Origin of the sequence: Pontibacter kalidii, assembly GCF_026278245.1 — a bacterium.
GTDB lineage: Bacteria > Bacteroidota > Bacteroidia > Cytophagales > Hymenobacteraceae > Pontibacter > Pontibacter kalidii.
Genome location: NZ_CP111079.1, coordinates 4104684 through 4117564, shown reverse-complemented (window position 1 = coordinate 4117564; position 12881 = coordinate 4104684). Strand labels below are relative to the sequence as shown.

The 12881-nt window shown below is 54.4% G+C and carries 6 protein-coding genes; 4 read left to right on the top strand and 2 right to left on the bottom strand.

The genetic code is table 11. From position 1 onward, the window contains the following. Position 1: 1 nt before the first annotated feature. Positions 2 to 1249, bottom strand: a complete 1248-nt coding sequence (locus OH144_RS17225) for a glycosyltransferase family 1 protein (RefSeq protein ID WP_266203514.1) — start codon at positions 1247 to 1249, stop codon at positions 2 to 4. Between the two features lie 249 nt (positions 1250 to 1498). Between OH144_RS17225 and OH144_RS17220 the strand changes: the two genes are divergently transcribed. After that, positions 1499 to 2230: a hypothetical protein gene (locus OH144_RS17220; protein WP_266203513.1), complete on the top strand. Its 732-nt coding sequence runs from the start codon at positions 1499 to 1501 to the stop codon at positions 2228 to 2230. 212 nt (positions 2231 to 2442) lie between these two features. Here the strand turns inward: OH144_RS17220 and OH144_RS17215 are convergent, their stop codons facing one another. Further along, positions 2443 to 2565: a hypothetical protein gene (locus tag OH144_RS17215; RefSeq protein WP_266203512.1), complete on the bottom strand. Its 123-nt coding sequence runs from the start codon at positions 2563 to 2565 to the stop codon at positions 2443 to 2445. A gap of 189 nt (positions 2566 to 2754) precedes the next feature. On the opposite strand from OH144_RS17215, the gene OH144_RS17210 reads away from it, so the two are divergent. The 3 genes from OH144_RS17210 to OH144_RS17200 all read left to right on the top strand — a co-directional run bounded on the left by OH144_RS17210 (position 2755) and on the right by OH144_RS17200 (position 12877). Then, complete coding sequence (locus OH144_RS17210; protein ID WP_266203511.1) at positions 2755 to 6378, top strand: Ig-like domain-containing protein; 3624 nt, start codon at positions 2755 to 2757, stop codon at positions 6376 to 6378. Positions 6379 to 6381: 3 nt separating this feature from the next. Then, entirely contained in the window at positions 6382 to 7341 is a 960-nt protein-coding gene (locus OH144_RS17205) for a PorP/SprF family type IX secretion system membrane protein (RefSeq protein WP_266203510.1), read from the top strand. Positions 7342 to 7867: 526 nt separating this feature from the next. Beyond that, positions 7868 to 12877, top strand: coding sequence for an ice-binding family protein (locus tag OH144_RS17200; RefSeq protein WP_266203509.1), 5010 nt, complete (start codon positions 7868 to 7870; stop codon positions 12875 to 12877). The last annotated feature ends 4 nt before the right edge of the window (positions 12878 to 12881 follow it).

Genomic DNA, 12881 nt, shown 5'->3' with positions numbered 1-12881 from the left:
ACTACCTCCCCTCGCTTTGGATGCCGCTTTTTCTCTTTACCACATGGGCCATCAACGCTACCATGGCGCGCCAGGTCTGGTCCCAAGACATGTCGCGCATAAAGCTGCTCACCTTTTGCTGCCATGCCTGGTCATTCTGCTGTGTCATGGCCGCCTCCACGGCTTTCACGAATGCCGCCGACGTGCCGGCGATGTGCACCAGGCCCTCCTCACCGTAAGGGCGCACTACGTCCCGGATAGGGGTAGATACCACGGGCTTGCCTGCCGCCAGGTACTCAGGTGTTTTGGTGGGGCTGATAAAGGTTGTGGACGCGTTAAGGGCAAAGGGCAGCAGGGCCACCTGCCAGCCGCTTATGTAGGCTGGCAACTCCTGGTAAGACTTGACTCCCAGGTAATGGATGTTCGGGCGCTGCGGCAGCGTGTCGGGGTCTATTTTCACCACCGGGCCAATCATCACGAGCTGCCAATCCGGCCGTGCGTCGGCGAGCGCCGTTAGCAGGTCCACATCCATCCGCTCGTCTATCACACCGAAGAAACCGAGGCGGGGCATGGGTATGTCCCTCTGATCGGCAGGTGGTGTAAGTGCCTGCTTGGCCCGGGCGAAATGGTCCTTGTCGATGCTGCTGGGGAAGGCCGTTATCGCGGAGTGCCAGCTGCGCTTTGCCTCATACAGGCTCTGGCCTCCCGTAAACACCAGGTCGGCCCTTTTAAAGAGCTCCAGCTCCAGTTCCTTCAGGCGTGGCGGTGCAAACTTAAAAGCCGACAGCTCATCCATGCAGTCGTAAACCGTGAGGGCGGGCTTGAGGTGCCTGGTAAAGCCAAGGGCCATGGGGGTGTAGTACCAGAGAACGGGCGCCTCCAACTTGTGCTCCGCAAAGAACTGGTCCAGAAGGTGGCGCTGGATAGCCTCAATCTGCTCTTCCCGGAGACCGTGCGGTAGTTGTGGTACCACTAACAGGAGGTTCTCACCTCTGGAGGAGGTATGCAGGTATGGCTCCTCCACGTTCTCGAACACCGGCTCCTCTATAAAGAACAGGCGCCCGTAGTGGGCAAAGCGAGATAGAAGGTGCTGCGGCCGCTGGTACACAAAGTCCCAGCGCAAATGCGAGAGGCACACCACATCCCGGAGTTGCTGCAGGAAGCAGCTTATTTCCTTTTGCTGCGGACTATCTGGGCTTTCGCGGGTAACTATCGGAGGTGCAGGGGCAGTCTCGCTCCCTGAGTGTGGCGCGGGCGTGTCTTTGAACATAAGTTTGTTTCTTTAGAATGTATGGGTGTCTGCAGGTGCAATTATAGGGATAGGTACTGCCACTGCCTGATTGGTATAGTACGCTTTCTGCAGGGAAAGGTCATGATGAAAAGTAAATAAATGCAATTTCTGTTTGGCGATGCCGCTGCCTCAGGTGTCCACGCACGCATTTGCTGTGTAGAGTGGGGGTAGGGCCTGTGGTAAAAAGCGCGCCAAATGACTAATTTTGGATGTAGGTTTTACCATATAATGAGAAGGCAAGGGTTGGAGAAGTCTAAAGAGCAGGAAGAGAAAAAGGCAACGAGCAGCGGGATCGGGGTGCAGAACGAACGCTCGCTGCACGCGGCCCTGAAGCAATGGTATGCGCAGCCAGAAGACAATTTTGAAGTGCCGTTAAACGGTTTTTTTATTGACCTGGTGCGGGGCGAGCAGTTGGTGGAGATACAGACGCGCAACTTTGCGGCTATCCGGCAGAAACTGCAGACGCTGGTACAGGAGCACCGCGTGCACCTGCTCCACCCTATTACCTTTGAGAAATGGGTGCTGCAGGTAGATGAGGCAGGTACAAAAGTAAAATCGCGGCGCAAATCTCCGTACCGGGGCAAACTGACGGACATCTTCGAGGAGCTGGTCCGGATTCCGGAACTGATAAAGCATGAGAACTTTACGATGGAGTTTCCGATGATCCGGGAGGAGGAGGTGCGTTGCCGTGACGGCAGGGGCAGCAAGTACAGGAAGCGCGAAAGCATAAAAGACAGAAAGCTCCTCGAAGTGGTCAGTTCCCATCGCTTTACAACAGCGGCTGACTTTCTCCGCTTCCTTCCGGAGGGCTTGGTTCGCCCTTTTTCCAATAAAACGCTGTCAGTAGCGCTTTCCCTGCCTATTCACCGTTGCCGCCAGATTACGTATTGCCTGCGCAAAATGGAAGTGATCCAGGTGGTAGGCAAACAAAAAAATGAACTCCTGTTTGAAAGTGCATGAGGATAAACTCCTCTCTTTCTCTCTGCCAAAGCCGCCTGGTGCGCCCTGTAATCGGGCGGCCCTGTAGTAAGGCTTCGTTGTGGCTGCGGTGGTGCAACTTACAGGCGTACGGTGTCCCGCGCTAGATCGGCAGTGCCTGCAATTCCGGTTGCAGGCACTATTGTTTTAGTGGTCTTTCGGCACAATTTGCAGGAACACAATGCGTTAAGTATTTACATCTTATAAAAATCGAAGACGCCATGTAACCTTTTGTAGGTTTTGGCAATAGAGGTAAAGGGTGGCGTGGCGCCTTTTTTGTCGCTGCCGCTCTTCTGCTGGTCTTTTCTCTTCTGCACAGTGGCTAATGCTAAGCCATTGTGGTCGATACAAAGCTATTAATGGTGTATCTTAATATATATGATTTTCGTAATACAAAACTCTGAGCCTATAGATCACCCTTAACTCCTATCTAGATGCGCCTTCTTTTTCAAAGGTATTTGTTTCTTAGCCTACTCTCCTTATTGCTGCTGCTTAACCACACCGGCGTGGCACAGGATAGTTGCCCTACTACTATTACCGTGAACGGGCGTACCGTACTTTGTGAAGGAGAGACTACTGAGCTGCAGGCGCCTGAAGGAGATGGGCTCAGCTACCAATGGATAAAAGACGGTGCGGACTTAACCGGGCAAACGGGGCGGATACTGCAGGTGAGTGAATCCGGGGCTTATCAGGTGCGGGTTACAGGCAGCACCTGCGATACGAACACCTCCAGCGAACGGGTGATTACCGTAAACCCCAAGCCAACTTCTCCCGGCTTTATCGTTTCCCCTACTCCGGCACCCAACAACCCTATATGCTCCGGCGATGAACTCACCTTCTCTGTAAACGCGCCCGATCCTGACGTAACCTACACCTGGCTTTTTGGGGATGGCAGCACAGCCAGAGGATCAGAAGTGACACACACTTATACTTCGATTGGCGTGGGAGATGAGACGTTTGAAGTAAAGGCTTTTGCTGCCAACTCTCTGGGCTGTGAATCTGATACAGCCAGGCAGGTTATCCGTGTAAACAGCCTCCCGGAAATCAGTTTTTCAGAAGAGAGCAATTTTCAGGTATGCTTGCCGGATACTGTAGAGGATAGTGAGATAGAGGAGTTTGCCATAATCAACAATGAAGTAGCAGAGCCTTATCTCTCCGACATCCGTACCTACTTTGTGGATTGGGGCAACGGAGACCCTGAGCAACAGTACAGCCGCGGCGATTTCCCGATCTCCAACCCCACCGCCTACGATACCATCGGTACGTTTCCCATCACCATCAGGGCTATTGCCGGTAACGGTTGTGAGGTGACCTTTACGCAGGATTTCAACGTGAGCAAGGAGCCTAAGGCCAACTTTTCTATTGCGGAAAAGAAGCGGGTGGAGGAAGACCAGCAACCGCCCTGTGTGCCTATTATCGTTACCCTGGCTGATAGTGCCACGGGGGGCGGGCTTTCCTATAAATGGTCGGTGCAGCCGGCGCAGGGGTGGTCCTTCGAGACAGGCGACTCTGCCTCCGCAGAGCCAAGTATAAGGTTCACGCAGTCCGGCGTCTACACGATTGAGCAGATCGTAACCAACGGCTGTGAGTCTGATACCACCTCGCAGGGTATTGTGGTGGGCTGGCCGCAGGTGCAGCTGCCGCCAAGTGTTACCGTTTGCGGGCCTACGGAAATAGACTACAGCAGCAGCGGCCCGGGCGGTGGTTTTGGCGGCGGCCTGTTTGTGGATAAGAATTTAGGGGAAAATATTACCGTCAGGCTAACCATAACCGGCCCTACCAGCACCACGCAGACCTTTCCCTCTGATGTGTTTCAGTACAAGTATACCTTTTCCCAACCCGGCAAGTATACGGTGTCGTTGGAGGCGATAAATGAGTGCGGCAGCTCCAATGCCATTTACCAGGGGCAGCCGGCGCCGGTGCAAGAGGTGGTTATACTGCAACAGCCCGCAGCGCCTATTGTGCAAACACCCATTACCGCTTGCGAAGGCGATATGATCGAGCTCACCCCATCCGGCCCGGGGCCGATCTTTGCCTGGTTCGATACCAACGATCCCGCTGCAGCACCTTTGTTTACGGGGCCTACTTTCACCACACCTTCCCTAACAAACGATATTACCTTCTATGTAGCGGCCATCGACACGGCTAATGGGGTTGTTTGTATCAGCGACTTTACCCCCGTACCCATCACCGTGGTGCCCGCCATCGACGGTAACACCATAGAGGTGCAGGGAGAGCAGGTGCGAAGCCTGTGCGTAGGGGCTGTGCCGCCCTCCATAACCGGTTCTACTCCTACTGGCGGAGCCCCGGGCGCAGCGCCCCGCTATCGTTGGGAGGTCAGCACCACCAGCCCGACGGCAGGCTTCACGGCTGCTCCCGGGACAAATAATACCAAAGACTATACCCCCACCGAGGCCGTGTCCGGCGATACCTGGTTCAGGCGCGTGGTCTTCTCCGGAAGTTGTGCCGAAAACATCAGCAATGTGGTTTCTATCCTAGCTGTGGATCCGGTGCCAGCCAGCGCCAACACTATCGCGGTTAGCCCTACCGAGATTTGCGAGGGCGACACACCCGGACAGCTTATCGGTTCAGAGCCTACGGGCGGCGGCGGCAGGCCTTATACTTTCCTGTGGGAGGTAAGCACAACCGGCCCTGAAACTGGCTTTGCCAGCGCGCCCGGAACAAACGACGACGTAAACTATGAGATACCGGCAGGCGCGCTGCGGCAGGGGGAGACTTGGTTCCGCAGAGGGGTAACCTCCGGCGGCTGCACGTCCTATTCAGAGGCAGTTAAGGTCACGCTATACCCAAGGCTGGCGAATAATGAGATCAGCACCGACGAGCCTCAGGTGTGTGTCGGTACCGCGCCATCCATCCTTAACGGCACCGAGCCGACTGGCGGCAGTGGCAGCTACAATTACTTATGGCAGAGTAGTACCACGGGGCCAAACGCAGGTTTCAGGGCAGCTGCAGGAGCAAGTACGGGCCAAAACTATTCGCCAGGTATACTTACTACCACCACCTGGTTCCGCCGTGTGGTAAGCTCTGCCTCCTGTAATGCCGACACCTCCGACGTGCTGGAGATAAGGGTGGCCCCTGCTCTGCGCAACAATGCCATCACGGTGGCACAGCCTGAGGTTTGCCAGTCGCAGGAGCCGCCACAGATAACCGGCAGCACGCCTACAGACGGTGCCGGCGGTTATACGTACCTGTGGGAGAGCAGCACTACAGGGCCGGATGCCGGATTTGTGGAAGCGGCTGGTACGAACACTGGGCAGAGCTATCAGCCGGCAGCCCTTATCCGGGAAACCTGGTTCCGCAGGATCGTGTTTTCCGGTGGCTGTTCCGATACCTCTAATGTGGCAAGTATAAACATACTCCCTCTGCCTGCTGCGCCTACAGTTGCCGTGAACAATGCAACAGCATGCTTTGGCGAGTCGGTTACGCTGGCGGTAACCAATGCCAATGGAATGGACTACAGGTGGTATACTTCCTCAACAGGCGGTAACCCTGTCTTTATCGGGGCAGAGTTTCCGGTGGATAATGTTACCCAGTCTACCACCTACTATGTGGAGGCGGTGAATACCCAGCAGTGCGCCAGCACGGCCCGAACTCCGGTTACGGTGTCGGTGGTAGTGGCAGAGGCAAGCGCCGGCGAGGATGTGACCATTATACAAGGCCAGCCCGTGGAGCTGCGCGGCTCCGGCGGCGCAACCTACTTATGGGAGCCAGCCACTGGCCTCAACGACCCGACCCTGCAGAACCCTGTGGCCAGACCAGAGGAAACTATCACTTATACGCTAACCGTCACCACGGCCGAGGGCTGTGTGGATACGGCGAGCGTAACGGTAGAGGTAATCCCTGCCGTCGAGGTGCCGAACGCCTTCTCCCCGAACGGCGACAATGTGAACGAGGTGTGGGAGATCAAGAACTATGAGAATTACCCGGACATGCGGGTGGAGGTATTTAACCGCTGGGGCAACAAGATCTTCAGCTCTAAAGGGTATGGCGTGCCGTGGGATGGTACCTACAATGGAAAGGAGCTGCCGGTTGCCACCTACTACTACCTCATCTACCTGCGCAGCGCCAACGAGGAGCCGCTTTCCGGTAACGTGACCATTATCCGTTAAAACATGACCAAGCCGCTTATACTTATACTTTCGTTGATGGCCGTGGCCATGCAGGCTATGGGGCAGCAACGGCCGCAGCATAGCCAGTACATGCTCAACAACTACCTGCTTAACCCGGCCATCTCAGGCATCGAGGATTACGCCGACATCAGGCTGAGCCACAGGCGGCAGTGGGTAGGGATCGACGGTGCCCCGAGCACGTATTATCTATCGGCGCACACGCCGCTGAACAAAGGTGCGGCCAGCAACAAGTACCACCGCGCGCTGGCCCACCATGGTGTCGGGGCGATCCTGCACACCGATAAAACAGGGCCGCTGCGCCGCACGGGCCTCAGTGTGTCCTATGCTTACCACCTGCCCCTTACCACCAGCCTGAACCTCTCGGGGGGCGTCTCCACCGGCCTTATCCGCAACTCCATCAACGCCAGCGACCTTGACTTCTCGAACGATAACGACCCCTTGCTGGCTGGCGGCAACATCAACAACACCGTGCTGGACCTGAACCTGGGCCTGTGGCTGTACTCGCGTAATTTTTCGGTGGGAGTGGCCGGGGCGCAGCTGCTGGAGGATGCTGGCAGCTTTAACGCAGACAGGAGCGGCGAGGCAGTACTGCCTCTGCAGCGGCATTACTTTATTACCGGCAGCTATCGCCTGGAACCAACCGAAAGTATAGACGTAATCCCGTCGGTGATGGTGAAGCTAGCCGACCCGAGCCCGGCTTCCATCGATGCCAGCCTGCGGGTAATGTATGCCGAGCGCTTCTGGCTGGGCGGCGCCTATCGGCATAACGACGCGCTCACGGCCATGGTGGGTGTTTACATCAGCCCCCTACTCGACCTCTCCTATTCTTATGACTTCACTACCTCCGACCTGAACAGGGTAAGCGCGGGCACGCATGAGGTGGTGCTAGGCTTTAAACTCCTAAATGACAGGCGCATCATTTGCCCGCAGTGGGTTTGGTAAGTATAAACTAAGCTTTCTATACTTCTACAGCACCGCCCCTGCAGCTGCCTCCGCCGCTGCAGGGGCGGTTTGTTTTATTCCAATATATCCTTTAGAAAAAATCTCCGCAGCGCATGTATGCGATGTTACCTTGCTGGCCAGCTGCAATGGGTAAGGTATAAATGCAAAAAGTAATAAATGCCGGGAAGGTGTTTTGTAGAGGAAAATAAGCCTATATTAGTGATATATATGTCTTTGTATATATAGTGCAATGTTATTTGATAATGAATAAATTTAAATTTTTAAGCAAAACTTGTATTGTGCCAAAAATTGTGAAATAATAGGTGTATCATAGAGGATAAATGCATGGTGCCGATTTAATAATTTTTCTATGTAACTTTTAAAGTCTATTATTGCACCTGAAAAATTGACTCAGTGAGTAAAGCCTGCCCGAGGTTGTTGATTTAGTACAATGTAGAATACCAGAGCAAAACTCAATGTTTCACCTTAAAGAGTAAGGATATAAGAAAATTTTACAAATAACTGAATGAGAAGCTGGTTAGAAAAAGTCATACTTCTGGTAGTGTGCTTTTGTGTAGTTGCTGCCGGGGCTGTTGCCCAGACGGCGCCTACGCTTGGGGCTATGTATGAGTTTGGGGCCTTGGCGTCATCATCCATTACGAATACGGATAGTACAGTGGTACAGGCCAAGGTTGGTGGAACTACTGGTGCTGGGAATTTAACTGGTTTCCCCCCCGGAGTAGCAGAGCTGGGAATACATCCAAACGATGCTTTGGCACAGAAGGCGGTGTCCGACGCACGTGCCGCCATGACTTTTATGGCCTCCCGAACTGGGAGCAGTCTCCCTGTTGGCAACCTCGGTGGCCTAACCATCACGCCTGGTGTGTATACCATAAGCGGAGATGCTATACTTAACGGCAAACTTACGTTCAATGGCCAGGATCAAGACGCACCGGTTTTCATTATCAAAGTAACCGGCTCACTGGATATTGTGAAGGCAGAGTATGAGCTATCAGGTGGCGCCGCAGGCATAAATTTATTCTGGCTCGTTGAGGGTGATGTAACGGTACGAAAGAGTGCTGCTGCCCTAGGTAACATTTTCTCCATAAGCAACATCACCATGGAGGATGGTGCGCAGTTACAGGGGCGCCTGGCCGCCATTTCCACTGGTAGTAACGGCAAAATCACCCTCTCCAACAACGTAATTACCCATCCTGCTGATTTAGAGGTTACGCTTACAAAAGAACCTGGTTCCAGGGGGCGCGATACCTACGCCTTTGGAGAGGAAGTTACCTACTACATCAGGGTAAAGAACAACGGACCTACTAATGCAGAGAATGTGGTGGTTTCCGGTGAGGCTCTTACCGGTGTGATTCTGCGGCAATTTTCCACTGATCCTACCGTAACCTTTAGCGGCTCAAGTTGGAGTATAGGAGACCTCGATTACAAAGAAGAAATTATCATTACGGTGGTCACCAAGACAAACAAAGCGGGTATCCGCTCAAGTATGGTGAGTGTGGAAGGTACCACTGTAGACGAGATCCATACGAATAACACCAGCAGCCTTAACTTCTGCGTGCTGGTATCCGAAACCGGTGTCATTTCGGGCCCAACGGAAGTATGCCTTAGCAATGAGTTTGTCTACAGCATCTCGCCTGTAGATGGAGCCACCAGCTATGCATGGAGTGTTCCGTCTGGCTGGAGCTTTACACCAATCGGCACGCCTGGCACGGCCACTTCCATAAGGGTAAAGGTAGGTAGCGCACCTACGGCGGATAGAATGGGATTTGTGAAGGTAACAGCCAGTAATACCTGCGGCGAAGGCCCTGCCAGAACATTAGATATAATGATCCAATCAGACGTACCGCAGCAGCCCGGCCCTGTAACCGGCCCAGAAGCTATTTGCCGGGGCGCGACAGGGCTTACTTACAGCATTGCACCTGTGGCCAATGCCACATCCTATACCTGGATTCTTCCTGCCGGATGGGCTTTTGCTTCAGGGCAAGGCACTACGATGACAGGTAGTAACTTAACAGAGGTTATAGTGAACCCAGGCGACAACAGCGGCACCATCACAGTTATTGCCTCTAATGCCTGCGGCGACAGCGAACCGCAGACCAAGTATGTGCAGGTGGATGACGCCACGCCGGACGCTCCTACCAGTATCACCGGCACGCAGCAGGGTTGTGTGGACACCGTTGTACCATATGAAGTGGGAGAAGTGCCTACAGCAGTTGAGTACCTCTGGGAAGTACCAGCGGATGGCGGCTGGGCTATCGTGTCGGGCAACGGCACCAGCAAGGTAATGGTGAGAGTAGGTTCTACGGCCGGAAACATTACGGTAAGGGCGAAGAACGGGTGCGGTGTGAGCGAGCCTTTCTCCAAGTTTGTAGAGCCAGTTACCTCGCCGAGTCCTGCGCCGGGGCCTATCACAGGAGATGTTTATACTTGCGTAAACCAAACGGGCCTGGAGTACTCCGTTGAGGAAGTGCCTACTGCGCTGTGGTATGAGTGGAGCCTGCCGGAAGGCTGGGAAATTGTGAGCGGGCATAACACCAACAAGATTGTCGTAAACGCCAAAGCCAACGGAGGCGAGATCTCTGTAATAGCATGGAACGACTGCGGCGAGAGCGACCCGAGTACACTAACCGTTATACCTACAGAAGATGTGCCGCAGCAGTTGGGGCCAATCACGGGTGGACAATACGGTTGCGTAGGTAAAACTACCACCTATAGCGTCGAAGAAGCGGATGGGGTTAACTTCTATCAGTGGGAGGTGCCGAATGAAGGAGGATGGGCAATTGTGAGCGGCCAGGGCACAACCAGTATTGAGGTATTAGCAGGGTCTACGAATGGTAAGATAAGCGTAACCGCCGTTAACGGTTGCGGGAGCGGTGCGATGAGCACGTTGGATGTTGTGCCTCAAACGGCGCCTCCTGCTGCCCCCACGCCAATCATCGGCCCTGCAGAGGTCTGCGAGGGAAGGGCTGGCTACGAGTTCCGGGTAAATCCTGTCGTGGGCGTGAACTACTATGAGTGGAATGTGCCGGAGGGCTGGATCATTACCGAGGGCCAAGGAACGGCACGCATCGTTGTAACAGCCGGTGCAGAAGCAGGAACCGTTACAGTGAAGGGCGAAAATGACTGCGGTGAAGGAGCCGAAGCGAGCTTAACGGTAACAGTAGTGCCATCGCCACCAGATCAGCCGGGGGATATTACAGGCCCGCCGTCTGTCTGCATTGGCCAGCAGGGCATAGAGTTTTCCATTGAACCGGTAGCTTTTGCCTCTTCTTACATATGGTCTGTAGGCGAAAACAATGGTTGGGTGATCGTTTCTGGCCACGGCACCACCAGAATTGTGGTGAATGCCGGTCCTGAGCCAACAATTATCAGTGTCAGAGCTGTTAACGCCTGCGGTGTAACCGGCGAGACGCAGCTGGCAACCATCATGACAAGTGAGAAGCCAGCTATGCCGGGCCCTATAACGGGTGAAACAGTACCGTGTGCCGGTGGTACCTACACCTTTAGCATTGGCGAGGTAGAAACAGCCTACAAGTATAACTGGTACTTCCCGGAAGGTTGGAAAGTTATTGAAGATAACGGTATCTCTATCAGTGTGGAGACAAACGGGACAGGCGGAACAGTAAGGGTTTCTGCAGAAAATGGCTGCGGACCTGGTGGTGAGCAGACGCTGCAGGTAGCTCCTAGCACCGTGCCGCCGGCAGCTCCGCTAGCCATACTTGGCGACCTGGATGCCTGTGCAGACAAAGAGGCGACATTCTATGTAGAGGAGGTAAACGAAGCATCAGAATACATCTGGGATCTTCCGCAAGGATGGTCTTTCATATCCGGAGAGGGCACAGCCAGCGTAGTGCTGCAGGTGGGTACTGTTCCGGGAACCATTTCAGTTACTACCAAGAATGGGTGCGGTGTGGGTGGCTCTGTTTCGCGGGAAATTAACCTGAACACAGCACCACCAGCAGCCCCAGGCCCTATTACAGGAGCACCACTGGTATGTACAAAAAGCACCTTCACGTATAGCATTGAGCCGGTAAATACAGCCTCTTCATACTTCTGGCAGGTACCAACCGGTTGGAGAATAATAAGCGGCCAAGGCACTACAAGTATAGAAGTGGAAGTTGGTACAACCACAGGCGATGTGGGCAGCGTGTCTGTGACAGCGATCAACAGCTGCGGCGATAGCGGCACTACTAAACTAGCGGTAAACGCGTCGGATGATACGGCCATCACCATAGGTGCCATTACAGGCCCGGCGACCACCTTCTGCGAGAATACGGAAGGCCTTACGTATAGCATTGAGCCGGTAAACGGTGCTGTTTCCTACGAGTGGACAGTACCAGCCGACTGGACAATCACGGCGGGAAGAGGCACCACCAGTATCACCGTAACAGCCGGCACTGAAGCAGGGGACGTAACAGTAACAGCCAAGAATGCCTGCGGAAACGGAAGCACTGGCCGCAAGGCAGTCATGTCGCAAACCACGCCGCTGACACCGGAAATATCCTTGGGATCGGTAAACCCTTGCCAGGGCGTGACCACCACCTATAGTGTTACGGCCAGCGCCACAGGCAACGTGGATACCTATATCTGGGAAGTGCCGAAGGGCTGGGAGATCGTGTCAGGGCACAACACAAGCACCATCGAAGTTCTCGTGAACGGCACTGCAGGAAAGATCAGGGTAACGGCGAAGAACAGCTGCTCGGAGAGCGGTACTGCCGAGATGGAGGTAATACCATCACCGGCCCTGCCTGAAACACCAAGTGCTATAGTAGGCACTCCGGAGGTATGCGCCGGCGGCACCGTAACCTACAGCGTGCAGAACCCATCCGTTGGGGCAACCTACGAATGGACCACACCGGAGGGATGGGAAATCCTGTCGGGACAGGGCGAAGCTACCATTACAGTAAGAACCGCTCCGGGAACAGGAACAGTTACAGTAAAAGGTACAAACGGTTGCGGCACAACAGCCCCGGCCTCTTTGGATGTAGCGGCTATGGCTGAAGGTGGAGTCACGAGCATAAAAGACCTCAGCACACCGTGCGTTGGTCTGAGCTATGAGGTAGAGCCGGTGCCAGGAGCCACCAATTATACCTGGACGGTTCCGGCAGGCTGGACGATCACCTCTGGGCAGGGCACGACCACCATCACGGTAACGTCTGGTTTCGGCAACGGCGACATCTCGGTAGTGGCCAGCAACGGCGGCTGCACCGACGGACCAGTGTATTATACTCCGAACCCGACATTTGCAAACAGTGAGCTGCATTTCCCGAACGTGTTCTCGCCTAACAGCGACGGTACGCACGACCTGTGGGAGATCCGCAACCTCACCAACTATCCTGACAACGAAGTAACGATCATAAACCGCTGGGGCAACCAGGTATACCACAGTAAGTCTTACAAGAACAACTGGAACGGCGATAACCTGAGCGAAGGCACCTATTTCTACGTGGTGCGCGTGAAGCTCTGCGACGGGCAGGACAAAATGTTTAAAGGTTACGTGATGATAGTAAGGTAAGGAG

What these genes read in the sequence shown, in the direction of transcription:
- OH144_RS17205 (WP_266203510.1), top strand. Translation starts at nt 6,382, where the DNA reads ATGACCAAGCCGCTTATACTTATACTTTCGTTGATGGCCGTGGCCATG.
- OH144_RS17225 (WP_266203514.1), bottom strand. Translation starts at nt 1,249, where the DNA reads ATGTTCAAAGACACGCCCGCGCCACACTCAGGGAGCGAGACTGCCCCT.
- OH144_RS17200 (WP_266203509.1), top strand. Translation starts at nt 7,868, where the DNA reads ATGAGAAGCTGGTTAGAAAAAGTCATACTTCTGGTAGTGTGCTTTTGT.
- OH144_RS17220 (WP_266203513.1), top strand. Translation starts at nt 1,499, where the DNA reads ATGAGAAGGCAAGGGTTGGAGAAGTCTAAAGAGCAGGAAGAGAAAAAG.